The sequence below is a fragment of the Sphingomonas sp. BGYR3 genome (assembly GCF_025153455.1).
Classification (GTDB): Bacteria; Pseudomonadota; Alphaproteobacteria; order Sphingomonadales; family Sphingomonadaceae; genus Sphingomonas.
This window is the reverse complement of sequence record NZ_JANZNT010000001.1, coordinates 2,073,933-2,098,122: the sequence shown is the minus strand read 5'-3', so window position 1 is coordinate 2,098,122 and position 24,190 is coordinate 2,073,933. Positions and strand designations below refer to the sequence as shown.

The 24,190-nt window shown below is 66.8% G+C and carries 24 protein-coding genes; 14 read left to right on the top strand and 10 right to left on the bottom strand.

Annotated features, from left to right (window positions below):
- Positions 1–2 precede the first annotated feature (2 nt).
- The 3 genes from NYR55_RS09890 to ubiG form a co-directional block, all read right to left on the bottom strand.
- Positions 3–284: a DUF427 domain-containing protein gene (locus NYR55_RS09890; protein ID WP_260021104.1), complete on the bottom strand. Its 282-nt coding sequence runs from the start codon at positions 282–284 to the stop codon at positions 3–5.
- Complete coding sequence (locus NYR55_RS09885; RefSeq protein WP_260021103.1) at positions 284–1,744, bottom strand: S41 family peptidase; 1,461 nt, start codon at positions 1,742–1,744, stop codon at positions 284–286. The genes NYR55_RS09890 and NYR55_RS09885 overlap by 1 nt, the downstream gene beginning before the upstream one ends.
- An 84-nt stretch (positions 1,745–1,828) precedes the next feature.
- Entirely contained in the window at positions 1,829–2,575 is a 747-nt protein-coding gene (gene ubiG / locus NYR55_RS09880; protein WP_260021102.1) for a bifunctional 2-polyprenyl-6-hydroxyphenol methylase/3-demethylubiquinol 3-O-methyltransferase UbiG, read from the bottom strand.
- A gap of 55 nt (positions 2,576–2,630) precedes the next feature.
- On the opposite strand from ubiG, the gene NYR55_RS09875 reads away from it, so the two are divergent.
- The gene (locus tag NYR55_RS09875) at positions 2,631–3,887 is read left to right on the top strand and encodes an aspartate kinase (protein ID WP_260021101.1); all 1,257 of its coding nucleotides are present in this window, start codon (positions 2,631–2,633) and stop codon (positions 3,885–3,887) included.
- A 247-nt stretch (positions 3,888–4,134) separates the two neighbouring features.
- Here NYR55_RS09875 and NYR55_RS09870 read toward each other — a convergent pair whose 3' ends face one another.
- Positions 4,135–4,455, bottom strand: a complete 321-nt coding sequence (locus NYR55_RS09870; protein WP_260021100.1) for a hypothetical protein — start codon at positions 4,453–4,455, stop codon at positions 4,135–4,137.
- Between the two features lie 449 nt (positions 4,456–4,904).
- Here NYR55_RS09870 and NYR55_RS09865 point away from each other — a divergent pair, with 449 nt between their 5' ends.
- Entirely contained in the window at positions 4,905–5,936 is a 1,032-nt protein-coding gene (locus NYR55_RS09865; RefSeq protein WP_260021099.1) for a nitronate monooxygenase family protein, read from the top strand.
- Between the two features lie 159 nt (positions 5,937–6,095).
- Here NYR55_RS09865 and ubiA read toward each other — a convergent pair whose 3' ends face one another.
- Together ubiA and NYR55_RS09855 are read right to left on the bottom strand one after the other, a co-directional pair.
- Positions 6,096–7,010: a 4-hydroxybenzoate octaprenyltransferase gene (gene ubiA, locus NYR55_RS09860; protein WP_260021098.1), complete on the bottom strand. Its 915-nt coding sequence runs from the start codon at positions 7,008–7,010 to the stop codon at positions 6,096–6,098.
- A 103-nt stretch (positions 7,011–7,113) separates the two neighbouring features.
- On the bottom strand, positions 7,114–7,770 hold the full coding sequence (locus NYR55_RS09855; RefSeq protein WP_279338687.1) for an HPP family protein: 657 nt from the start codon (positions 7,768–7,770) through the stop codon (positions 7,114–7,116).
- A 144-nt stretch (positions 7,771–7,914) separates the two neighbouring features.
- Here NYR55_RS09855 and NYR55_RS09850 point away from each other — a divergent pair, with 144 nt between their 5' ends.
- The 4 genes from NYR55_RS09850 to NYR55_RS09835 all read left to right on the top strand — a co-directional run bounded on the left by NYR55_RS09850 (position 7,915) and on the right by NYR55_RS09835 (position 12,088).
- The gene (locus tag NYR55_RS09850; protein ID WP_260021096.1) at positions 7,915–8,997 is read left to right on the top strand and encodes an oxidoreductase; all 1,083 of its coding nucleotides are present in this window, start codon (positions 7,915–7,917) and stop codon (positions 8,995–8,997) included.
- Between the two features lie 169 nt (positions 8,998–9,166).
- On the top strand, positions 9,167–9,910 hold the full coding sequence (locus tag NYR55_RS09845; protein WP_260021095.1) for a 16S rRNA (uracil(1498)-N(3))-methyltransferase: 744 nt from the start codon (positions 9,167–9,169) through the stop codon (positions 9,908–9,910).
- A 144-nt stretch (positions 9,911–10,054) separates the two neighbouring features.
- On the top strand, positions 10,055–10,366 hold the full coding sequence (locus tag NYR55_RS09840; protein ID WP_260021094.1) for a GIY-YIG nuclease family protein: 312 nt from the start codon (positions 10,055–10,057) through the stop codon (positions 10,364–10,366).
- Positions 10,367–10,714: 348 nt separating this feature from the next.
- Positions 10,715–12,088 carry a glutamate--cysteine ligase gene (locus NYR55_RS09835; protein ID WP_260021093.1) on the top strand — a complete coding sequence of 458 codons (1,374 nt, stop codon included), beginning with the start codon at positions 10,715–10,717 and terminating at the stop codon, positions 12,086–12,088.
- Between the two features lie 4 nt (positions 12,089–12,092).
- Here the strand turns inward: NYR55_RS09835 and mnmA are convergent, their stop codons facing one another.
- Positions 12,093–13,202, bottom strand: a complete 1,110-nt coding sequence (gene mnmA, locus NYR55_RS09830; protein WP_260021092.1) for a tRNA 2-thiouridine(34) synthase MnmA — start codon at positions 13,200–13,202, stop codon at positions 12,093–12,095.
- A 127-nt stretch (positions 13,203–13,329) separates the two neighbouring features.
- Between mnmA and NYR55_RS09825 the strand changes: the two genes are divergently transcribed.
- The 3 genes from NYR55_RS09825 (at position 13,330) to NYR55_RS09815 (ending at position 14,414) form a co-directional block, all read left to right on the top strand.
- Complete coding sequence (locus tag NYR55_RS09825) at positions 13,330–13,611, top strand: hypothetical protein (protein WP_260021091.1); 282 nt, start codon at positions 13,330–13,332, stop codon at positions 13,609–13,611.
- 75 nt (positions 13,612–13,686) lie between these two features.
- Entirely contained in the window at positions 13,687–13,986 is a 300-nt protein-coding gene (locus tag NYR55_RS09820) for a DUF1153 domain-containing protein (RefSeq protein WP_260021090.1), read from the top strand.
- A gap of 164 nt (positions 13,987–14,150) precedes the next feature.
- Entirely contained in the window at positions 14,151–14,414 is a 264-nt protein-coding gene (locus NYR55_RS09815) for a GlsB/YeaQ/YmgE family stress response membrane protein (RefSeq protein WP_260021088.1), read from the top strand.
- 65 nt (positions 14,415–14,479) lie between these two features.
- Here the strand turns inward: NYR55_RS09815 and NYR55_RS09810 are convergent, their stop codons facing one another.
- Both NYR55_RS09810 and NYR55_RS09805 read right to left on the bottom strand, forming a co-directional pair.
- Positions 14,480–15,202: an SIMPL domain-containing protein gene (locus NYR55_RS09810; RefSeq protein WP_260021086.1), complete on the bottom strand. Its 723-nt coding sequence runs from the start codon at positions 15,200–15,202 to the stop codon at positions 14,480–14,482.
- An 88-nt stretch (positions 15,203–15,290) separates the two neighbouring features.
- On the bottom strand, positions 15,291–15,548 hold the full coding sequence (locus NYR55_RS09805; protein WP_260021084.1) for a GlsB/YeaQ/YmgE family stress response membrane protein: 258 nt from the start codon (positions 15,546–15,548) through the stop codon (positions 15,291–15,293).
- A 249-nt stretch (positions 15,549–15,797) separates the two neighbouring features.
- Between NYR55_RS09805 and NYR55_RS09800 the strand changes: the two genes are divergently transcribed.
- The 3 genes from NYR55_RS09800 to NYR55_RS09790 are packed head-to-tail and all read left to right on the top strand — an operon-like array spanning position 15,798 to position 21,520.
- A complete protein-coding gene (locus NYR55_RS09800) occupies positions 15,798–17,015 on the top strand; it encodes an efflux RND transporter periplasmic adaptor subunit (protein ID WP_260021083.1) in 1,218 nt (405 codons plus the stop codon).
- 46 nt (positions 17,016–17,061) lie between these two features.
- A complete protein-coding gene (locus NYR55_RS09795) occupies positions 17,062–20,220 on the top strand; it encodes an efflux RND transporter permease subunit (RefSeq protein ID WP_260021082.1) in 3,159 nt (1,052 codons plus the stop codon).
- A 31-nt stretch (positions 20,221–20,251) separates the two neighbouring features.
- The gene (locus NYR55_RS09790; protein WP_260021081.1) at positions 20,252–21,520 is read left to right on the top strand and encodes a DUF445 domain-containing protein; all 1,269 of its coding nucleotides are present in this window, start codon (positions 20,252–20,254) and stop codon (positions 21,518–21,520) included.
- Between the two features lie 2 nt (positions 21,521–21,522).
- Here the strand turns inward: NYR55_RS09790 and NYR55_RS09785 are convergent, their stop codons facing one another.
- Entirely contained in the window at positions 21,523–22,263 is a 741-nt protein-coding gene (locus tag NYR55_RS09785; RefSeq protein WP_260021080.1) for an HAD-IB family hydrolase, read from the bottom strand.
- A gap of 11 nt (positions 22,264–22,274) precedes the next feature.
- On the opposite strand from NYR55_RS09785, the gene NYR55_RS09780 reads away from it, so the two are divergent.
- Together NYR55_RS09780 and NYR55_RS09775 are read left to right on the top strand one after the other, a co-directional pair.
- Positions 22,275–23,390 (top strand): ABC transporter permease, encoded by a 1,116-nt coding sequence (locus tag NYR55_RS09780; RefSeq protein ID WP_260021079.1) that lies wholly within the window; start codon positions 22,275–22,277, stop codon positions 23,388–23,390.
- A complete protein-coding gene (locus NYR55_RS09775; RefSeq protein WP_260021078.1) occupies positions 23,387–24,187 on the top strand; it encodes an ABC transporter ATP-binding protein in 801 nt (266 codons plus the stop codon). The genes NYR55_RS09780 and NYR55_RS09775 overlap by 4 nt, the downstream gene beginning before the upstream one ends.
- Positions 24,188–24,190: the final 3 nt, after the last annotated feature.

Here is a 24,190-nt window from a genome sequence, read left to right as displayed (position 1 = left end):
GATCAGCGAACCTCGACCCCGCGCCAGAACGCGATCCGGCCCTTGATCTCGGCAGCGGCGGGCTTGGGATCAGCATAATACCAGGCGGCGTCAGCGTTGACCGCCCCGTCCACCGACAGGCTGTAGTAATTGGCCGTCCCCTTCCACCCGCACACGCTGGTGCGAGTGCTAGGCAGCAGCACGGCGGGGTCGACCGCGTCGGCGGGGAAATAATGGTTCCCCTCCACCACCACGGTATCGTCGCTCTCGGCGATGACCCGGCCGTTCCAGCGCGCGGTGGCCATCAGAACAGCCCCGGCACTTCGCGCTGCGCGACGCTCGGCCGATCCGGGCTCAGCAACTGATAGGGGGCCGAATCGCGGAACCGGGTGGCCGATGCCGTCGCCCCGCCGCTGCTGATCGGGGTGCAGGACCGCCCGGCCAGAAAGCCCAGTGCGGCGCTGACCGATGCTTCCGACGGATCGCCCAGTGGCCGGGTGAAATCATCGCCCGCCTGGCACGTGCGCGGCATCACGCTGGCCAGGCCGTTGAAATATTCGCCCTGCCGGTCGCGGTTCTGGGTGGCAAAGGCGACGACGCGCAACCGGTCGTCGCACGCCGCGCGGTCCAGCGCGATCTGGCCCACTGGCTTTCCGAACGTATTGGTGCCGACAAGCGCGATGTTGTTGCCCAGATAGGGGATGAAGGAATTGGCGACCAGTTCGCTGGCCGATGCCGTGCCGCCGGTGCCGATGAACACGATCTTGGTCGCGGCAATCGACTGGGGCTGGGGCGCGAAATTGCGGGATTCGTCGAAACTGGATTTGGATGGGCGGAACGTCGTGCGGCTGAACACGTCGCTGGTCGCGCGGTTGCCGCCCAACAGGTCGCCGAACAGCTCGGCAATCCGCACCAGTCCGCCGCCATTGTAGCGGACATCGACGATCACCTCGGTCACGCCCTCTGCCCGGAACTGGGTAAAGGCGTTGCGAAGCTGGGCATCCGCCGTCGAGATGAAGGTGCGCAGGTTCACATACCCCACCTTTTTCCCGCCATCGTTCAGGATGCGGACGCCATAGCGGGTCGACACCGGCTGAATGTCGTAATTCCGCTTGGTCAGCGTCACCGTGCGGGTGCCGGCGCCGTCGCGCACCTGGAACGACCGGCTGGTGCCGACGGTGTCCGGGCCAAGCGAGGGGCCGAGCGATCCGCCATCCTCTCGCGCGATCTGATCGATGGTGCGCAGCGTCTGGGGCGTGGTGCCGATGGCCAGCACTTCTGCGCCGCGATCGACATTATTGTCCGTGGCGGGCGTGTTTTCGAAACTTTCCGCGATGAACAGGCGCGTCTGGCTGGGGTCGGTGGCGAGGCGGAAGCCAAAGCCCGCCGTCTGGCCGGAATTGTTGAACGCATTCTCCTCGGCAATCGAGGTGACATATGTGAAGAACCGGTCCCGCCGCTGGGCGCGGGCGGGCGCGACCAGCGCGTCGACATAATCGTCCAGATTGTTGAAACTGGACGCGTTGACGTTGGTGGCCAGCAGGTCGGGGAACAGATACCATTCGTTGATCTGTGCCGCGACCCAGTCCTGCCGCGATGCCAGCGAACAGGTGGTCGTTGCGGGCGGAGCAGGCGTGGGCGTCGGGGCTGGGGCCGGGGCCGGCGTGCTGATCGGCCCGCCGCCGCCGGACGACGATCCGCCGCCGCCCCCGCAGCCTGAAAGGAACGCAGCAAGGACGATTGCCGAAACGGCACGATTACGCATGACCATGAACTACCGGTTCCCTCTCAGGAAAATCCTGCGACATACCGACACAGTCATGCGACCGTTGCAAGCATTGCGTTCACTTCACGCGACGAACCGTGCGCTGACGATATAGTTGAGCGCCAAGTCATCGCCCAGATGAAGCCCGCGAACCGGGGACCAGGCGATGCCGCGCGGCTGCGATACCGTCAGTCCTGCGCCCTCCAGCATTTCGGTCAGCTCCGGCGGGGTCAGGAACTTGTCCCAGTCATGCGTGCCGCGCGGGATCATGCCCGTCGCCTCTGCCACGCCCACCATGCCGATCCGCGACAGGGGCGTGCGGTTCGGCGTGGACACGATCATCAGCCCGTCCGGCGCCAGCACGCGGGCGAGCGCCGCGACGAATGCGGCGGGATCGGCGACATGTTCGATCACCTCCATCGCGGTGACCAGGTCGAACCGCTCGCCATCGGTCAGCGTTTCCACCCCCACCGCCCGGTAATCGATGGCCAGGCCCATGGCGGCGGCGTGCGCACTGGCCGCGCCGATATTTTCCGGCGCCGCATCCAGCCCCGTGACCGCCGCGCCCATCCGGGCCAGCGGTTCGCACATCAGCCCCGCGCCGCACCCCACATCCAGCGCGCGCCGGCCCGCCAGCGGGGTGAATCCGCCCGCGCCGTCCGGCCAGTGCGCATCCACCGATTCCCGCACGAATGCGAGGCGGACGGGGTTCAGGCGATGCAGCATCGCGCTAGACCCCCTGGGGTTCCACCAGTCGGCGGCCAGCGTGCCGAAATGCGCGGCCTCCTTGGGGTCGATGCTGGACGGGGTTGGGATGCTTGCCTTTGCCATGGGACACTCCTATCAGGCGCCCCCATTGCTCCAAAGAGGCGTTTGGCGAAAGATTATGGCGCGGATCGTGATGAAGTTCGGCGGCACCAGTATGGCCGGGATCGAACGCATCCGCATCGTTGCGGCCCGCCTCAAGCGCGAATGGGAGGCCGGCAACGAAGTCGCCGTCGTCGTATCGGCCATGGCGGGCGAAACCGACCGGCTGGTGAATTTCTGTCGCGAGGCGTCCGCCCTGTACGACCGGGCCGAATATGACGTGGTGGTGGCCAGCGGCGAACAGGTGACGAGCGGCCTTCTGGCCATCGCGCTTCAGGCGATCGGCGTGCCCGCGCGCAGCTGGCTTGGCTGGCAATTGCCGGTGCGTACTGACGATGCCCATGCCAGCGCGCGGATCGGCGGGATCGACACCGATGCGCTGAACGCATCGCTGGCCGCGGGCAATGTCGCGGTGATCCCCGGGTTTCAGGGGATGACGGACGCGGGCCGGGTGACGACGCTGGGCCGGGGCGGATCGGATACCTCTGCCGTGGCGGTGGCGGCGGCGATGAAGGCCGACCGGTGCGACATCTATACCGATGTCGACGGCGTCTATACCACCGACCCGCGCATTGTGCCCCGCGCGCGCAAGCTGCGCCGCGTGACGTATGAGGAAATGCTGGAACTGGCGAGCGTGGGGGCAAAGGTGCTCCAGACCCGCTCGGTCGGTCTGGCGATGAAGGAAAATGTGCGCGTCCAGGTGCTGTCGAGCTTCGTGGACGCAACCGACGACCCGGAACCCGGCACGCTGATCGTCGGCGAAGAGGAGATTGACGACGTGGAACGCCAACTGATCACCGGCATCGCGCACGACAAGAACGAGGCGAAGGTGACGCTGACCGCCGTGCCCGACCGGCCGGGCGCGGTCGGATCGATCTTTGATCCGCTGGCCGAGGCGAACATCAATGTCGACATGATCGTCCAGAATATCGCGCATGAGGCGGGATCGACGGACGTGACCTTTACCGTGCCCAATGCCGAACTGGCCCGCGCGCTCGACGTGCTGGAAAAGGGCAAGGAGCGCATCGGCTATGGCGCGCTGCGCCACGACACCCGCGTTGCCAAGGTGACGATCGTCGGCGTGGGCATGCGCAGCCATGCCGGCGTCGCGGCGACGATGTTCAAGACGCTGGGCGAACGCGGCATCAACATTCAGGCGATCACGACCAGCGAGATCAAGGTCAGCGTGCTGATCGAGGAAGATTACACCGAACTCGCCGTCCGCGTGCTGCACACCGCATACGGGCTGGACGCGCCGGAGGCGATCACCGCCTGAAGCGGCCGCCGAAGGCCCGGCGACGTTTTCCCGGATGCCGGGCTCGCCCCCGATTTTTCGGATGAAGGGGCGGAAGCCTGTCCTTTATGGGGACGAAACTCTCGCGTGCCACGCCATCGCCCGTGGAACCGCAAATGGCTGCTTTCGGGTGCCTGCATAACTTCCGCTGATGGCGGCGGATGGGTGGGGAGCCGAATGGCCGGTTTCGGTGCTCACATATATGCGTGCACCAAACGCCGTGCAGCCATCATTTGGACGGATGCGCCGCAGCCCATTCCTCAAGCACTTGCTGACGGGTTCGCACGAGGCAGTTCTGAACTGTTTCGTTATTAAACGGCTCAACCCGAGCGCATCGCCTAACCGGTTCGCACATGGCCATATCGAACCGTCGATCTCCGGACGATCTGGTAGCCTTGCACCGGACTTTCCGGGTGCGATCATCGATGTTGAATTTGATCCGCACTTCTTTTGCTTTCTCGGCTAGAACGAGAATTTCAGGAACTTCAGAGTTCGCTTGGCTCTCGACCGCGCGCTCTGCCTGTTCGGCTGCGCTTACCGGCGCGGTCATCAGCGCGATGCACCCGATAATCTGGATAACGCTATGCATGCGATCTGGCCTCCTGCTTGCAACTTTAAGGGACCTAAACTGACAGCGGGCCCGGGCGACTGAACAACATCGGCTTCGTTAGAGAACCAGCTGGCCAAAATGGCGAACTGGGCGCTCGTGAACGGAGTAGGCGTGAGCGTCCGTGGGCGGTAGCCTGAGAGAGTACCGCGCACAAGCGTTCGCACCCAATGTCCGTTCTGGGGTCGGAAGCCGACAGGCCGCTATCCTGTGCTCGCAGCCACAAACCAGCCCACAACCCCGTTCGGGTCGAGCAGGGGTCGAACCCGTCGAGACGCCCTATCGAGACAAGCCGCCGCAGGGCTGTTCGGGACGAACGGGGACCGGTGCGGCGATGCCGCGATTGCCCGCCCGACTTGCCCACCGCCCCCGCCTGCGGCTAGGGCGCGGCGATGAGCGAGACGATTGATGCGGGCGCGGCGCGCCTGAAGGCGCTGATGGCACGGGGTGCGGCATTTCTGGGCACGGAAACGGCGATCCTGTGCGGGGCCATGTCCTGGGTGTCCGAGCGGAACCTGGTTTCCGCCATTTCCAACGCGGGCGGGTTTGGCGTCATTGCGTGCGGCGCGATGAGCCCCGACCTGCTGGAGCGGGAGATTGCGGCGACCAAGGCGCTGACGACCAAGCCGTTCGGCGTGAACCTGATCACCATGCACCCGCAGCTGTTCGACCTGATCGCGGTGTGCGGCAGCCACGGCGTCGGGCATATCGTGCTGGCGGGCGGCCTGCCCCCGGCGGGGTCACTGGAGGCGATCAAGGCGACGGGGGCGAAGGTCATCTGCTTTGCGCCCGCGCTGGTCCTTGCCAAGCGGCTGATCCGCACCGGCGTCGATGCGCTGGTGATCGAGGGGATGGAGGCCGGCGGCCATATCGGCCCGGTGTCGACCAGCGTGCTGGCGCAGGAAATCCTGCCCGAAGTCGCCGAACAGCTGCCCGTGTTCGTCGCGGGCGGCATCGGGCGCGGCGGCGCGATCGCCAGCTATCTGGAAATGGGCGCGGCGGGGGTTCAGCTGGGCACCCGCTTTGCCTGTGCCAGCGAGAGCATCGCGCATCCCGATTTCAAAAAGGCGTTTTTCCGCGCCAGCGCCCGCGATGCCGTGGCCAGCGTTCAGGTGGACCCGCGCCTGCCCGTGATCCCGGTCCGCGCGCTGAAGAACAAGGGCACGGAACTGTTCACCGTCAAGCAGCGCGAGGTTGCGGCATCGCTGGATGCAGGCGCGGTGGAGATGGCCGAGGCGCAGTTGCAGATCGAACATTACTGGGCCGGCGCGCTGCGCCGCGCGGTGATCGACGGCGATGTCGAAAATGGCAGCCTGATGGCCGGTCAGTCGGTCGGCATGGTGACCAAGGAAGAGCCGGTGGCAGAGATCATCGCGTCGCTGATGGACGAGGCGGCCGAGGCGCTGGGGCGGCGGAGCGTCTGACGCGCCATTGCGCGTGACCGGCACCGGCCCGCTCCCCCGCCCCGCCACCCATTTCAGAATATCCTGCCGATGGGTGGCGGGGCGGGGGAGCGGGCGGAACAGCCAAAGGTTCCGACGATCTGCAGGATCGGTGGAATGGCTGTGGAGGGCGGTGCTGCCTCAAACAATACTCGCCTGTCCCACCACCAGCATCGCCATGAAGATCAGCGCGCCGCAATTGCGGTTCGAGCGAAACCGGACCAGCGCGCTCATCGGATCGGCGCGGTCCAGTGTCGCGACCTGCCAGATCAGGTGCAGCGCGGCGGGAAGCAGCGCGGCGATGGCCAGGGGGTTGGCGAACACCTGCCAGATCGCGCCGCCCCATGCCGCCAGCGCCAGCGCGTAACAGACCGCGACGCCCGCCCGCACCCGCGGCCCCAGCGCGCGGGCGGACGAGCGGATACCGGCCAGCGCGTCGTCCTCCACATCCTGCACCGCATAAAGCGTGTCGTATCCGATGACCCAGGCGATGCTGCCCAGATAAAGGAGGATGCCCGCCGCGTTTACCTCTCCCGCCGTTTCGATCCACGCAACCGGCGCGGCCCAGCTGAACACGATGCCCAGCCATGCCTGCGGCCACCAGGTGATGCGCTTCATGAACGGATAGGCGGCGACCAGCGCCAGACTGGCCAGCGCCACGATCCGCGCGGGCCAGCCAAGCTGAAACCACACGATCAGGCCGGTCAGCGCGAGGGCGACCAGCCAGCCCCAGGCGGCGCGCACCGACACCTGACCACTGGGCAGCGGGCGGGTGCGCGTGCGTTCCACCCGTGCGTCCAGATCGCGGTCGACAATGTCGTTATAGACGCAGCCCGCCCCGCGCATCGCGATGCTGCCGATAAGCAGCCACGCGATCAGATCCCACCGCGCCACCGCCTGACCCGACAGCGCCACCGCCCAGGCACCGGGCCAGAACAGCAGCCACCACCCGATCGGCCGGTCAAGCCGCGCGAGCAAGGCATAGGGCCGCGCGGCCGCGGGCAACAGCGCCACAAGGCCGCGATGTTCGCTGTCCGGGGTGATGGTGGCAGTCATGGGGCGGCCTGTTGCCACACCGACGCGCGGGGGGCCAGTGCATGGGGCCGAACCGACACCCCTTGACCGCACCCCGGAATCAGCGGGGCGGACATTGCGCCACTTATCCCCGCCCCTTCGCATGGGCCTCGGCCCGGTCGAGCAGGGCGGCAAGGTCGGTGGGTGCGATGTCGAACGTCTCGCCCATTTCCGCCAGCGCGGCGTCGATGTCGGCGCGGCGCAGGGTGGGTACTGCGGCGGGCGGGGCGGGCCGATGGGGCCAGGCATGGCCGGAAATCAGGCGATGGAAGGCAAGGCCGATGACCACCATCGACACGCTGTTGATCAGCACCAGCAGCGGAAAGGCCATGCCCGCCGCCACCACCGCCTTGCCCCCGATCACGGCGGTCAGCGCGGATGCCCCGCCCGGCGGATGCGGGCTGCGCGTCGCTGACATGATCAGGATCGCGCCGCCCACCGCGATTCCGGCGGCCAGCGCGGGATGCGGGACCAGGCCGACGACGCCCAGCCCCCACAGCGCGGACAGGCTGTTGCCGCCGATCACCTGCCATGGCTGGGTCAAGGGACTGGTCGGCACGGCATAGATCAGCACCGCGCTCGCCCCCATCGGCGCGACGATGACGGGCAGCAGGTCGGGCGAAATCCCGGCCGCGATCCCGATCAGCGCGGTCATCGCGATGCCGAACGCCGCACCGAACCCGGCGATCATCCGGTCCCCCTGCCGCGCCCCGGCCAGCATCGGCCTGGACCATCGGATCATCGGATGCTCCCCCCCGTCATGGTTGCACTGCGCGCAACCGGTCTGGCTTGCCCTGCGGTCAATGGCCAGCCCAGGGGAGCTTTCGCGCCGACAAGGTTGCGTTGCCACCTTTGACGCCCGCGCCCGCCGCGCTAGGGAAAGGGGATGGACGATGCCCCTCTTTCCGTCGGTCTGATCGGCTATGGCTTTGCCGGGCGTACCTTTCACGCACCCCTGATCGCGGCGACCGAGGGGCTGGAGCTGACCGCCATCGCATCGTCCCGGCCCGAAGGGGTGGCGGTGGATTTTCCCGGCCTGATCGTCGAACCGACGGCAGAGGCGCTGATCGCCCGGCGCGACCTTGACCTGATCGTCATTGCCAGCCCCAACGATACCCACGCCCCGCTGGCCCATGCCGCCATCGCATCGGGCGCCCATGTGGTGATCGACAAGCCGTTCGCCCTGTCGCTGGACGAGGCGCGCGGCGTGATTGCCGCGGCGGAGGAGGCGGGCGTCACCTGTGCCGTGTTCCACAATCGCCGCTGGGACAGCGACTATCTGGGCGTAGCGCAGGCGGTGCAGGACGGCCTGATCGGGCGGCTGACGCATCTTGAGGCGCATTTCGACCGGTATCGCCCGGATGTGGTCGACCGGTGGCGCGAACGCGCGGGGCCGGGCGGCGGCATCTGGTACGATCTGGGCCCGCATCTGGTGGATCAGGCGCTGCTGCTGATGGGCCTGCCCGACCGGGTCAGTGCCAGCCTGGCCATCGCGCGCGACGGCGGACAGGCCGATGACTGGGCCCATGCCGTGCTGGATTATGGCGAGGCGCGGGCGGTGCTTCACGCGTCCATGCTGGTGGCGGGCGGGGCGGCGCGCTTTACCGTACACGGCACCGGCGGCAGCATCGTCAAGGCGGGCATGGATCAGCAGGAGGCGCAGCTGCGGTCGGGCATGACTCCCGGCGCGCCCGGCTGGGGTCAGGATGCCGATCCGCTGCTCTATTACGACGGGGCGGGCGAACCCGTCCGCGCCCGCGTGCCCGCCGGGGATCAGCGCCGCTTTTACGCCGGCCTGCGCGATGCCATCCGGGGCACTGCCGCCAATCCCGTGCCGCCGGTTCAGGCGCTGGCCGTGATGGCGGTGATCGAGGCCGCGTTCGACAGCGCGCGGGACGGACGCGCCATGCCCCTGCCCCTGACCGATGCGGAACGGGCGGCGTTCTACGCATCGCGGACCGACGATTGATGGCGCACCAGCGACGCACCCCGATCCTCCCCCGCCAGGGGGAGGTGCCGCGATCAGCGGCGGAGGGGGCGGAATCATGGCGGATCGTTCGGGCTTCCTCCCCCTCCGTCGGCGCTGCGCACCGCCACCTCCCCCTGGCGGGGGAGGATCAGAAGGCTTGTACACCGCGATGATCGCCACTCCGGCCTGGCCGCCGCAATCGACCCCGCGCCTGTTCGTCGATCAGCCGCTGAGCGAGGGGATGTCGCTGACCCTTGACGGCAATGCCGCCCATTATCTGGGGCAGGTGATGCGGATGGCGCCGGGCGATCCGGTGAAGCTGTTCGACAACCGCACCGGCGAGTGGCTGGCGGTGGCCGCCGACGTGGCGAAGCGGCGCGTGACGCTGACCATCGGCACGCTGCTCCGCCCGCGCGAGCCGGTGCCCGACCTGTGGCTATGCGCCGCGCCGATCAAGAAAGGGCGGATCGAATGGACGCTGGAAAAGGCGTGCGAACTGGGCGTCGACCGGATCGTGCCGGTGCTGACCCGGCGCTGCGTCGTGGACAAGCTGAATCCCGAACGGCTGGGCGCGCATCTGATCGAGGCCGCGGAACAATGCGGCCGTACCGCGCTGCCCGCGCTTGACCCGGCGGTGAAGCTGACGGCGATGCTGCGCGACTGGCCCGCGGGGCGCCACCTGTTCTTTGCGGACGAGGCGGGCGGCGAACCCGCGCTGACGGCCATGCAGGCGCGCCCCGGCCCGGCGGCAATCCTGATCGGGCCGGAGGGCGGGTTTGATGACGAAGAACGCGCGGCCATCCGCGCCTGTCCGGCGGCCATCGGCATCACGCTTGGCCCCCGCATCCTGCGCGCCGAAACGGCGGCGGCAGCGGCGGTCGGACTGTGGATGGCAGCGGCGGGGGATTGGTAGGGCGAGGAAGGTGAAACGGCCGCTTTTGGCGCGATGGGTGAACGACCGATTCCAGGCGGTTAGCTGCCGAACTCTCTACCGTCGCCCCGTGCCTGACACGGGGCTTGGCTTTTCTTCCTCGGCTGTTGCAGCGATACATGGATCATGGCGCAGGGCGGTTGGCTTTACATCATGGCGAACCGCTATCGCGGCGGGATGTATGTCGGCGTCACCGCGGATGCCATCCGCCGTGTCCATCAGCACCGCGAGGGCGAAGGTTCGCAGCACGTGCGCGATTTCGGCAAGCGGCGGCTGGTCTATGTCGAACAGCATGCCACCATCGAAGGCGCGATCCTGCGCGAAAAGCTGGTCAAGAAATGGCGGCGCGAATGGAAGTGTGCACTGATCGAAACGGATAATCCCGATTGGGATGACCTGTGGGAGCAGTGGTTTGCAGCCGAGATGCCGCAGAGATAGCCAAGCCCCGTGTCAAGCACGGGGCGACGATGCGCTGAAGTGGCCAGTTCGGGGACGGCTGCGGACGGGCGGCTGTTACTGTACCGCTGCTCTAAATCCTCCCCCGCCAGGGGGAGGTGGCCCGCGTCAGCGGGTCGGAGGGGGAGGTTATCCCAAACCTGATACAGTGGTTCCGCCCCCTCCGCCGCCCCTGGGCGGCACCTCCCCCTGGCGGGGGAGGATATGCTGTCCTGGCGGCCCCGCGCCTCTCGCATCCTTGCTCGGTTCCTCCCCGCAGAAGCGCGCACCGCCGCCCCCTCTGGCAAAATCGCGCTGGCGGCCCCATCCTTCCCGCATTAGGGGGGCGCGATGAGCACCAAGACGGTTTCGGATAGCAACGCGCCGGTCATTACCGACCGCGCCCAGTTGATCGCGGCCTTTGCCAAGGGCGAAAAGCCCAAGGATCGCTGGCGCATCGGGACCGAGCATGAAAAGTTCGTGTATCGCACCGCCGATCTGCGTGCGCCCGGCTATGACGAACCCGGCGGCATCCGCGACCTGCTGATGGGTCTGACCGAGTTCGGCTGGACCCCGATCGAGGAGGGCGGCAACGTCATCGCGCTGGCCGGACCCGACGGCAATGTCAGCCTGGAGCCGGCAGGGCAGCTTGAACTGTCCGGCGCGCCGCTCGACAATCTGCATCAGACCTGCGCCGAAACCGGGCGCCATCTGGAACAGGTCAAAGCGGTGGGCGACCGGCTGGGCCTCGGCTTTCTGGGCCTTGGCATGTGGCCGGACAAGACGCGCGCCGAATTGCCGATCATGCCAAAGGGGCGGTACGCGATCATGCTGCGCCATATGCCGCGCGTCGGCACGCTGGGCCTCGACATGATGCTGCGCACCTGCACCATCCAGACCAACCTGGATTATTCCAGCGAGGCGGACATGGTGCAGAAGTTCCGCGTGTCCCTTGCGCTGCAACCGCTGGCGACCGCTTTGTTCGCCAATTCGCCGTTTACCGAAGGCAAACCAAACGGGTTCCTGTCCTATCGCAGCCATATCTGGTCGGACACCGATCCGGCGCGCACGGGGATGCTGCCCTTCGTGTTCGAAGACGGGTTCGGGTACGAACGCTATGCCGACTATGCGCTCGATGTGCCGATGTACTTCGTTTATCGCGACGGCCGCTATATCGATGCAGCAGGCCTTAGCTTCCGCGATTTCCTGAAGGGTGAATTGTCGGTCCTGCCGGGCGAATTGCCGACGACGGACGATTGGAACGATCATCTGTCCACCGCTTTCCCGGAGGTGCGGCTGAAAAGCTTCCTCGAAATGCGCGGCGCGGATGGCGGGCCATGGGGCCGGATCTGTGCGCTGCCCGCGCTGTGGGTCGGCCTGCTCTATGATCAGGGCGCGCTGGATGCGGCATGGGACCTGGTCAAGGGCTGGAGCATCGAGGATCGCCAGACGCTGCGCGACTCGGTGCCGAAACTGGGGCTGAACGCGCCGCTGCCCGGCGGACGGACGCTGCGCGACATCGCCGGCGCGGTGCTGGACATCGCCCATGCCGGGCTGTCGGCGCGCGGGCGCACCGATGCGGGCGGCAGTGACGAGACGGGCTTTCTGGATCCGCTGCGCGACATCGTGCGCAAGGGGAAGGTGCCAGCGGAACAGTTGCTCGAACGGTATCAGCGCGCCTGGGACGAGGATGTCGCCGCGCTGTACCGGGAAAACCGGTTCTGACGGGTCAGGCCGCGGCCATCTCCGCTGCTTCGGTTTCCTCGATCCAGCCGCCGCCCAGCACCCGGTCGCCGCGATACAGGACCGCCGCCTGGCCGGGCGAAACGCCATATTCGGGCGCGTCGAACACCACCCGGTCGCCGGTCAGCCGCCCCGGCACCGGCCGGGCCATTGACCGCACCTTGACCATGGCGGGGCCGTCATCGTCCCCGGCCAGCCAGTTGATGCCCGAAATGCGCGCCGCCGATACCGCCAGCGCGCTGCGCGGCCCGACCACGACCCGTGCCATCTCCGCATCGACGGCCAGGACGTATAGCGGCTCCGGACTGCCGCCGATCTCCAGCCCCCGGCGCTGGCCGACGGTGAAATGGATGATGCCGCGATGCGTGCCCAGCACCCGGCCCGCCCGGTCGACAATCTCTCCGCCGCGCACCGCATCGGGCCGCAGCTTTTTGACCAGCGACGCATAATCGCCATCCGGCACGAAACAGATGTCCTGGCTGTCCGGCTTGCCCGCCACGCCCAGCCCCAGTTCGGCGGCCAGCGCGCGCACTGCGGGCTTTTCCATGCCCCCCAGCGGAAAGCGGAGGTAATCCAGCTGGTCCTGCGTGGTGGCGAACAGGAAATAGCTCTGGTCCCGCGCCGGATCGACCGCGCGGTGCAGTTCCGCGCCGCCCGGCCCCATCACGCGACGGACATAATGGCCCGTTGCCAGGCAATCGGCGCCCAGGTCGCGCGCCACCTTGAACAGGTCGGTGAATTTCGGCCCCATATTGCATTTGACGCACGGAATGGGCGTCCGGCCGGCCAGATATTCGTCGGCGAAATCGTCGATCACCTGTTCGCGAAAGCTTGATTCGTGGTCCAGGACATAATGCGCGATGCCCAGCCGGTCGCACACCGCGCGCGCATCGCGAATGTCGCGTCCGGCGCAGCAACTGCCCGCCCGGCCCACCGCCTCGCCATGATCGTACAGCTGCAGCGTCACGCCGATCACCTCTGCCCCCGTGCGCGCAGCCAGCGCGGCGACCACCGACGAATCGACCCCGCCCGACATGGCGACGACGATGCGGCGGGCACTGGCAGGGCCGGCAAGCTGGAACAGATCAAGCGACATTACGGCGGCAGATAAGGGCGCAATCGCGGATCGGCAAAGGCCAAACCGCATTCTTTCCCGGCCCTTTACCGGGTTTTCAGTGTTTTCCCGTTATCCCCGCCCAATGGTGATGCACGAACCGCCCCCAATGACCCTCGATCCCAAGTGGCTGCGGATCAAGGACGCACGGCCCGATCCGTCGGGGTTTCCCGATTTTTCGGTGATGCTGGTCGGGATCGTCAGCCGTCAGGCCGCAAGCCCGACCGCCCGGGTGCAGGCCCGGCTGTCGGCACCGGTCAGCGGTCGTCCGCTGCGCCCCGCAGATGGCCGGTTTCGCGGACTGGATGCCCATCCGGCCCGCGTCCTTCGCCCCTTTGCATCGGCCCACGCCGACAAAGAGGTGAAGCCGGCATTTACCGTGCCGTTTTAATCGATGTTCAAGTCCGCCGCCTAATGGTCGTTTTTAGCGTTTGAGAGGGGGGCCCCCGCCCCCGATCGAGGAAACATGATCGAGAACCAGAAAATCAGGCCAGCAAAGGTGATCGGACCCCTAGGGGAGCCGCTGACGCTCGACACGCTGCCGCCGCCCAACACGACCCGCTGGGTCGTGCGCCGCAAGGCAGAGGTTGTTGCCGCGGTGAATGGCGGGCTGTTGACCGTGGACGAGGTGTGCGAGCGTTATGGCCTGACGGTGGAGGAATTCGCTGCATGGCAGCGCGCGATCGACCGCGTCGGAATGCCCGGGCTGCGCGTCACGCGCATCCAGCACTATCGGTCGCTGTACGAGCGGCAACAGAAATTCTGAACTCGATCCCGGTCGGAAGCAGCATCGAAATCTGCCGGCCCGCCTTTCCCAACCGGAAGGCGGGCCGGTTCCGTTTCAGCCGCGCCCGGAACCATATCGCCCGGAAGGCGTCCTATCCCCCAGGGTTCGCCATGCGGCGAGCCGTTCATCAGGAGGGACGGGAAATGGGAATTATCGTCGCCATCATCGTAGGCGGAATCATCGGCTGGCTGGCCAGCATCGTCATGCGCACCGACGCGCAGCAGGGCATTTTGCTGAACATCGTCGTCGGCATTATCGGATCGTTCATCGGTAACGTCGTCGGCGGCATGTTCGGCTATGCCTCGACGCTGACGGCGTGGAGCCCGATCGGCCTGTTGTGGTCGTTCATCGGCGCGTGCATCCTGCTGGCGCTGATCAACCTGGCCCGTCGCGGCCGCGTCCGTTAATCATCGGACCACGAAAAACAGGGCGGCACTGCCGGGATGGGCAGTGCCGCCCTTTTCATATCCGCTTATTTCAGCAGGAACCGGACCGACACGGTCACATCGACCGACTGTTCGCCGGGCATGATCTTGCTGCTAGTGTCTGCTTCCATCCGCGCCATCATCACCGGCACCGGTCCGGGAGCGGAACTGCCGCCTTCGGAAATGGACAGGATGCGGTCGACGCGCAGCCCGGCGGCCAGCGCATAGATGTCGGCACGCGCACGGGCGCGGCGCACGGCATCGGTCCGCGCCTCGTCCATCGCTGCATCGGCGGCGTCGATCATCAGGGTGGGACCCTCGATCGTATTGGCCCCCTGCGCCACCAGCACATCGAGCGCCGCCCCGGCCCGCGCCACATCGCGCAGTTTCAGCGTAAGCTGGTTCGTCGCCTGATAGCCGGTGATGACCGGGGGCTGCCCCTCGGCATAGCGATATTGCGGCTGCAGGCTGATCTGTGACGTCTGGACGTCACGATCCGCGATGCCCAGCTTTTTCACGGCTGCCAGCACCGCCGTCATCCGGGCCGCATTGGCTTTCAGCGCAGCGGCGGCATTCGCATCCTGGGTCACGATCCCGGCGCGAACGATGGCAATGTCGGGCGTGCGCGTCACCCGCCCTTCTGCCATGACGTCCAGGACCGTGCCGTCAACCGGAACCGGCACGGCCATCGTCTGGGCCTGCAACGGGGCGGCAGCGGGCACGGCTATCAGGGCAGTGCCAAACAACAGCGGCAGCGAACGGTTCATCATCATCCTCCTTGGCGGGTGCAGCATTCGGTCACCCGCCTTGCAGAGGCTTTAGTCGGCGCCTGGCTACGGCGGATGAACGGCCGCCGGATCAGATGCGCCGCTTGACGACCTGACGATAGAGCCAGAGCAGCAACACCGATCCGCCAATGGCGACCAGATAGCTGGTGAACCAGCCCGTCGCCTCAAGCCCGACGAGCCGCGCAAGGAACCCGCCGATCAGCGCGCCGGCAATACCGATCAGGATGGTGACGATCAGGCCGCCGGGGTCGCGCCCGGGCATGATCGCCTTTCCGATCGCACCGGCGACCAGTCCGATCAGCAGCCATCCCAGAAACGAATCCGGCATCCCCGTTCTCCCAGCTCAATCCCTCGGCTTCGTTCTTGGCCGCGGGGCTGGAGCGATGCTGTGTCGTTACGGCCCCGGTGGCAAGACGTTTTGTCAGAGCAATGGTTTACGCCATTGCGGGGGCCATGCCGAGCGCGGTAAGAAGACGGGTCGCAAGCCTCAAAAAAGCCCGCTTGAGCGGGGTGATATATTCATATAATACAGCATGACAGACATTTGGCCTTGGGGGGCCGTGCAGGGAAGTGCCGGATGAACTTCGATAAACGTACCATGACGGACGATGCGACGCCCTATCTGATCGAGGATGGCAGCGAGCGTAAGAGCCGCCGCCGCTGGATCATCATCGGCGTCGCCGTCGCCGTGGTGGTGGCTGCTCTGATCGCCTTTTTCGCCCTTGGCGGTGGTGCCAAGGACGCCGAAAAGGCGCCGACGGCGGCAGCGAAGGGCGACGACAGCGGCGCCATGCCGTCGATCAGCGTCATGGTGCCGGGTCAGCAGACCGTGGCCCGGGTGATCAGTGGCACCGGATCGATCGCCGCGCGCCGCGAACTGCCCGTCGGCGTGGCGGGCGAGGGCGGCCTGGTCACGCGCGTGCTGGTGGATGCCGGCACCTGGGTTGCGGCGGGTCAGGTGCTGGCGACCGTCGACCGGTCGGTCCAGTCCCAGACCGCCGAATCGCTGGCCGCACAGATCCGCGTCGCCCGCGCCGACGCCCAGCTGGCGCAGGCCGAGCTGGACCGCGCGCTGCAGCTGGTGGATCGCGGCTTCATTTCAAAGGCGGATATCGATCGCCGGACGGCGACGCGCGATTCCGCCGTCGCACGGGTCCGCGTGGCAGAGGCGCAGCTGGACGAGGCGCGTGCGCGCAATGGCCGGCTGGATATCCGCGCCCCTGCCGCCGGTCTGATCCTGTCGCGCGCGGTCGAGCCGGGCCAGATCGTGTCGGGGGGCAGCGGCGTCCTGTTCCGCATGGCACAGGGCGGCCAGATGGAAATGCAGGTGCGCCTGTCCGAGGCGGACCTGACCCGCATCACCACCGGCGTGCCCGCTGATGTCACCCCGGTCGGCAGCGAGCGCAGCTATCGCGGCGAGGTGTGGCAGGTGTCGCCCGTGATCGATCCGCAGACGCGTCAGGGGATCGTGCGGGTTGCCCTGTCCTATGATCAGGCGCTTCGTCCCGGCGGCTTTGCCACCGCCCGCATCCAGTCGGGCGCATCGGTGGCCCCGCGCCTGCCCCAATCGGCGGTGCAGAGCGACGGCAAGGGCAATTTCGTCTATATCGTCGATGGATCGGGCACGGTCGTGCGCCGCGATATCCGCACCGGTGCGGTGTCGGACGACGGCGTGCTGATCGCATCCGGCCTGGACGGGACGGAGCGCGTGGTGGTCAGCGCCGGCGCGTTCCTGAATCCCGGGCAGAAGGTGAACGCCCAGTTGGTGAACGCACAGGACGGCAAGGCAAAGTAATCCGCCCACGTCGCCCCAGGATGAGCAAGCGAATCGGAACCCTATCATGAGCTTTCGGAACATTTCGGCCTGGTCCATCCGCAATCCGATGCCGCCGATCGTGCTGTTCATCGCGCTGACCATCGCCGGGATCGTCAGTTTCGCCCGCATGGACGTGAATAACGACCCGGACATCGATTTCCCGATCGTCTGGATTTCGATCAGCCAGCCGGGCGCCGCTCCCACCGAACTGGAAACGCAGATCACGCAGCGCGTCGAGGCTGCGGTGCGCAGCCTGCCGGGCATCGACCAGATGGAATCGACCGTCAGCGAAGGCAACAGCCAGACGGTCATCCAGCTCGACATCGGCACGCCGATCGACCGGGCCGTCAACGATGTGCGCGACGCCATTGCCCAGATTCGCGGCGACCTTCCCGACGGGATCCTTGAGCCGCAGGTCGGCCGGTTCAACACGTCGGACGAGGAAATCGCCAGCTTTACCGTCACCACGACGGACATGACGGTCGAACAGCTGTCCTGGTTCGTCGACAATAATGTCGCCAACGAACTGCTGGCCGTGGACGGCCTGTCGGGTGTGGAGCGCATCGGCGGGGTGACGCGCGAGATTCGCGTGATCCTGAACCTCGCGCAAATCCAGTCGCTTGGCCTGACCGCAAGCCAGGTGAACCAGCAGCTGCGTCAGGTGAACCTGAATGCCGCTGGCGGGCGCACGGAAATTTCGGGGACCGAACAGTCGGTGCGCGTGCTGGGCAATGCCGAAACCGCGCAGACGCTGGCCGATTCCATGATCGCGATCGGCGGCGGGCGCACCGTGCGGCTGGGCGACATCGCGCAGGTCCGCGACCTGTATGCCGAACAGCGCAGCCTGGGCGAATATAACGGCCGTCAGGTGCTGGCGTTCGACATCAAGCGGGCCAAGGGCGCATCCGACCTGGCGGTGTTCGCGGCGGCCGAAAAGAAGCTGAGCGAGATCGAGGCGCGCAACCCCAAGGTGAAGTTCGACGTCCTGTTCAACAGCGTCAAATACACCAAGCAGCAATATGACAGCGCCATGCACGCGATGCTGGAGGGCGCGGTCCTGGCAGTGGTCGTCGTGTTCCTGTTCCTGCGCGACTGGCGTGCGACGGCCATTTCGGCGCTGGCCATTCCGCTGTCGGCCATCCCGACCTTCTGGTTCATGGACATGCTGGGCTTTACGCTCAACCAGATGACGCTGCTGGCATTGAGCCTGGTGGCGGGCGTGCTGGTCGACGACGCGATCGTCGAGATCGAAAACATCGTGCGGCACATGCGGATGGGCAAATCCGCCTATCAGGCATCGATCGACGCGGCCGACGAAATCGGCGTCGCGGTGCTGGCCACCACCATGTCGATCGTCGCCGTGTTCCTGCCCGTCGGCCTGATGCCCGGCATTTCGGGTCAGTTCTTCAAGAATTTCGGCCTGACCGTGGTTGCATCGGTGCTGATGAGCCTGGTCGTCGCGCGCATGCTGACGCCGATGATCGCGGCCTATTTCCTGAAGTCAAAGGGTCATGCCGCCCATGGCGAGGGCCCGGTCATGAACCTGTACACCCGCACGCTGGCATGGACGCTGCGCCATCGCTGGGTCGCCGTCGCGACCTTTGCCATCGCATTGGTGTTCCAGATGTTCCTGGCGGTCGGCGGTCCCCTGCCCTTTACCTTCCAGCCGAGCCAGGATCAGGACGACATCACCGTCAACATCGAAATGGTGCCCGGCACCACGCTGGCCCAGACCAAGGCGGTGGTCGACCGGGTGTCCACCATCCTGCAAAAGCGCGATGACGTGGTGCAGAGCGTCTATGCCCGCACCTTCGTGGGCAATGGCCGCGTCACCGCGATGCTGAAGGACGAGCGGCCGGTGACCAGCACCGTGTTCGAACAGCAGCTGGGGCCGGAGCTGAACAAGATCGCCGATGCCCGCGTCAACGTGCGCGCACAGGGCGGCTGGGGCGGCAGTGGCCGTGCCATGTCGATCGTGCTGGGCGGCGATGATCCCAAGCTGCTCAACGACACCGCGCTCAAGATCGTGGCCGAGATGGAGCGGATGCCGGAAGTACGCGCCCCGCGCATTTCGGGCGACCTTCAGCGGCCGGAAATCGTCATTCAGCCGCGGACCGACATTGCCGCCGATCTGGGCGTGACGACCGCCGCCCTGTCCAACGCGATCCGCATCGCGACGCTTGGCGATATCGACCAGAACAGCGCCAAATTCTCGCTGTCCGACCGTCAGGTGCCGATCCGCGTCGCGCTGGCCGAGGATTCCCGCGCCGAACTGGATACGGTCCGCAACCTGCCCGTCCCGACCCAGGCGGGCGGTTCGGTGCCGCTGGGCGTCGTCGCTGACATCCGTTTCGGTGCCGGGCCGACCCGCATCGACCGGCTGAACCAGAAGCGCCGCCTGGTCATCGGTGCCGACCTTGGCACTGATCCCAAGACGGGCAAGCCCTATGTCTCCGGCGCGGTGCTGGCCAAGATCGACCAGTTGCCCAGCATGAAGAACCTGCCGATCGGCGTCGGCAAGCTGGAGGTCGGACAGGCCAAGTGGCAGGCGGAGATGATCCAGAACTTCGTCATCGCCCTCGTCTCCGGCATCTTCCTCGTCTTTGCGGTGCTGATGCTGCTTTACCGCGGTCTGATGGCCCCTCTGGTCAACCTGTCCTCGCTGCTGCTGGCGCCGCTCGGCGGGTTCATCGCCCTGTGGGTATCGGGCAATCCGCTGTCGCTGCCCGTGCTGATCGGCGTGCTGATGCTGTTCGGCATCGTCGCCAAGAACTCGATCCTGCTGATCGATTTCGCGCTGGAAGAAATGGAAAAGGGCGTCGACAAGTTCACCGCGATCGTCGACGCCGGGCACAAGCGCGCTCAGCCGATCGTGATGACCACCGTCGCCATGGTCGCGGGCATGGTGCCGACCGCCCTGTCGCTGAACGGCGACGGATCATGGCGTGCCCCAATGGGCATCACCGTGATCGGCGGCCTCATCCTGTCCACGCTGCTGACGCTGGTGCTGGTGCCGGCCCTGTTCAGCCTGGCCATCGGGTTCGAACGCTGGGTCGGGCCACGCCTGTCGCGCCGTCTGCTCACCTATCGTCCCGGCGACGATGGCAAGCCGGTGCTGGACCACCAGCCCGGCGGCCGCATCGGGTATCAGGGGGATGGCGGGCCGAACCAGCCGGCGGAGTGAACTTTCCCGGCGCTGGGGGATTGTTGCGGGCATGAAGCTGTTTCCCCGCCGCCCCGCCAGACTGGAGCCACCCCCGCCCCAGTTGACGCGGATGCGGCTGGTGGCGACCGGACTGCTGGTCGCGATGGCCGCGCTGTTCCTGATCGCCCGGTCGGTGGAGGGGGCGCATCCGGCCTGGGGCTATGTCAAGGCGTTTGCCGAGGCGGCGATGGTCGGCGGCCTGGCGGACTGGTTCGCGGTCACCGCGCTGTTCCGCCACCCGCTTGCCCTGCCCATCCCCCACACGGCCATCATCCCGCGCAACAAGGACCGGATTGCCGACACGCTGGCCCGGTTCCTGAAGGAAAATTTCCTGATCCCCGGCGTCGTCGCCCGGCGGATGCGGGGGGTCGATTTGGCGGGCGCGGCCGGACGATGGCTGACCCAGCCGGGCGGCGGCGTTGCGGGGCGGCTGCGCTATGGCGCATCGCGGCTGGCGGTGGACCTGCTGCAATCGCTGGATCAGGAACGGCTGGGCGGCGTCGTCCGCTCTGCCCTGTCCGATCAGCTACGCCGGCTCGACATCGCGCCCATGCTGGGTCAGGCGCTGCACGCCGCGATCGAGGAGGACCGCCACGCTCCCCTGATGAACGGCATGATCCGCTGGGCCGCGCGCGTGCTGGAGGCGAATGAGCCGATCATCCGCCAGATGGTGCACGACCGCGCGGGTTCGATCCTGCGCTGGACCGGGCTGGACGAGACGCTGGCCAACAAGATCATCGACGGGTTGACCGGACTGGTCAACGACATGGCGGAGGATCCCGGCCACCCCCTGCGGCACAAGGCGGAGGAGGGGCTCGCCCGGTTGGCCATCGACCTGAAATACGATCCCGACACCCAGGCAAAGGTTCAGGCGTTCAAGGCCGATCTGCTGAACAATCCCGCACTTGGCGACTGGTGGCAGTCGGTGTGGGAAATGCTGCGTGCGCGGATGATCGAAACCGCCGCCAATCCCGATGCGATGATGGCGGGTCAGCTGGGCGACGCGCTGCGCCAGCTTGGCCAGACGCTGCAGACCAATCCGGAGCTTGCCCGCACGGTCAACCGCTTTGTCCGCCGCGCGGCGGTGGGCGCGGCCAGCGACTATGGCGATGCCATCGTCCGGCTGGTGTCCGACACGATCCGCGGCTGGGACGAACAGACCATCACCAACCGGCTGGAAAATGCCGTTGGCCGCGACCTTCAGTTCATCCGGATCAACGGCACGCTGGTCGGCGGGCTGGTGGGATTGGCCATCCATGCGGTGGACGGCTGGCTTTGACGCTAATCCTCGCGATCCCAGTCGATGATCGTCCAGCCGCGCTGGCGGGCCAGCCGGCGGAGCGGCGGGTGCGGATTGACCGCAAACGCCTCGTCCGCCAGTTCCAGCATCGGGGCATCGCTGACATGATCGCTGTAAAACCGGATCGCCGTCCCCGGCCGGTCGATGCCCTGTTCGGCCATCCACGCCTCGACCATCCGCCGCTTGGCGGGGCCATAGCAATTCTCGCCATCGACCCGCGGCAGGATGTGGCCCAGATCGTTGCGCAGCGACCGGGTGGCGATCACTCCGTCAAATTCCAGCGCGCGCGCAATCGCGGCGGCATAGAAATCGAAACTCGCCGTCGCCAGCACGGTGCGATATCCCTGTGCCCGGTCGGCCAGCACGCGGGCGTGCGCACGGGCGAACAGGCCGGTGTCGACCACCCGCGCGGCATAGCTGTCGGCGATACGCTGCGCCTCATCCACGGTCAGATGGGGACCGATCACCCAATGCTGGGCCAGTTCCTTCAGCCGGGCCCGCGAAATCATGCCCATGCGAAAGGCGATTCCGGCCATCCCGGCCAGCGGCAGCAGGGCGAGCCGCCACGGGGAGCGACGGAGCGCGGCATGAACCAGGAACGGCGTCCAGGTGGGCACGCGCGTGATCGTCTTGTCCATGTCCCAGATGGAAAGGTGCGGCGCCGGCTGCATCGCCCGTTCAATGGCCGCTATCGCCTTGCCGCGCCAGCGCAAATGCCGCATGGGAGCGTCTTATGAGCGGAGCCGCGGATTTCAGCTATGATTCCAGCACGGCGCGGCTGACCCTGACCGGCGATCTGTCGCTGGCCCGGATCGGGGCACTGCCGGAACGGCTTGGCGCCATCGACGGCCCGGTTTCGGTCATCGACCTTGGCAGCGTCGAACGGCTCGACACCATCGGCGCGTGGGTCGTGCATCGCACGGCGACCACCAGGAATGCGTCGATCGAGGGGCTGGACGAGAACAAGCGCGTCATCTTTGAACAGGTGACCGCCGCCGATCAGCCGGTGACGGTCAAGCATCCCGGCCTGCCGTCCGGCCTGCGCATCCTGGACGAAATCGGCGCGGCGACGATTCAATCATTCCGCACGATGGCTGGTCTGCTCGGCTTTCTGGGCGCGACAGTCATTGCGTTCTGGTCCGTGATGGTCAGCATCGTGCGCCCGCCCAACCGGTTCCGGTTCCACGCAACGGTGCAGCGGTTCGAAGTGGTTGGCGTTTCCGCCCTGGGCATCATCGGCCTGATGAGTTTCCTGATCGGCATCGTCATCGCGCAACAGGGCGCGGTGCAGCTGCGCCAGTTCGGTGCAGAGGTGTTCACGATCAATCTGATCGGCCGCATCACGCTGCGCGAACTGGGCGTGCTGATGACCGCGATCATGGTCGCCGGTCGTTCGGGCAGCGCCTTTGCCGCGCAGCTCGGCACGATGAAGCTGACCGAGGAAATCGACGCGATGCGGACCATCGGCGTGTCCCCGATGGAGGCGCTGGTGCTGCCCCGGGTGGTGGCTGCGGTGCTGATGATGCCGCTGCTCGGCATGTACGCCTCGCTGGTGGCGATGATCGGCGGCGGATTGCTGTGCTGGCTGACGCTCGACATTCCGCCGATCACCTTCATCCAGCGCATCCGGGAGGTCGTGCCGCTGACCGACCTGTATGTCGGCCTGGTCAAGGCGCCGGTGTTCGGAGCGATCATCGCCATCGCCGGCTGTTTTCAGGGGATGCTGGTCGAAAGCGACGCCGAACAGGTGGGCAAGCGGACCACCTCTGCGGTTGTGCAGGCGATTTTCCTGGTGATCGTGCTCGACGCGTTTTTTGCGGTCTTCTTCACGTGGATCGGCTGGATATGAGCGAGCCGATCATCTGCGTGCGCGGCCTCAAGAACGGGTTTGGCGACCAGATCGTCCATGAGGGGCTGGACCTTGACGTGCGCCGGGGCGAAATCCTGGGCGTGGTCGGCGGGTCGGGCACCGGCAAATCGGTGCTGATGCGCTCCATCGTCGGGCTTCAGCAGCCGCTGGAAGGCACGATCCGCGTGTTCGGTGAGGAAACGATCGACCGCGATCCCACCGAAGCGGTCGATGTGCGCAAGCGCTGGGGCGTGCTGTTTCAGGGCGGCGCCCTGTTTTCCACGCTGACGGTCGCCGAAAATGTTCAGGTGCCGCTGCGCGAATTCTATCCCGGCCTATCGCAGCAGCTGCTCGACGAAATCGCCGGGTACAAGGTGGTGATGACCGGCCTGCCTGCCGAGGCAGGGCCGAAATATCCGGCCGAACTGTCCGGCGGCATGAAAAAGCGTGCCGGCCTTGCCCGCGCGCTGGCGCTTGATCCAGAACTGTTGTTCCTGGACGAACCGACCGCCGGGCTCGACCCCATCGGGGCGGCTGCGTTCGACGAATTGACGCTGTCCCTGCAACGAACGCTGGGCCTGACCGTTTTCCTGATCACGCATGACCTGGATTCGCTCTATGCCATTTGCGATCGGGTCGCCGTGCTGGCGGACAAGCGGGTGATTGCAGTGGGCACAATCGACGAATTGCTGGCCATGGATCACCCATGGATCCAGACTTATTTCAATGGACCGCGCGGACGCGCGGCCGTCGCCTCGGCCGAACGGGCCGGGTCGGCGCCGGCCACAGGGGCATGAAGG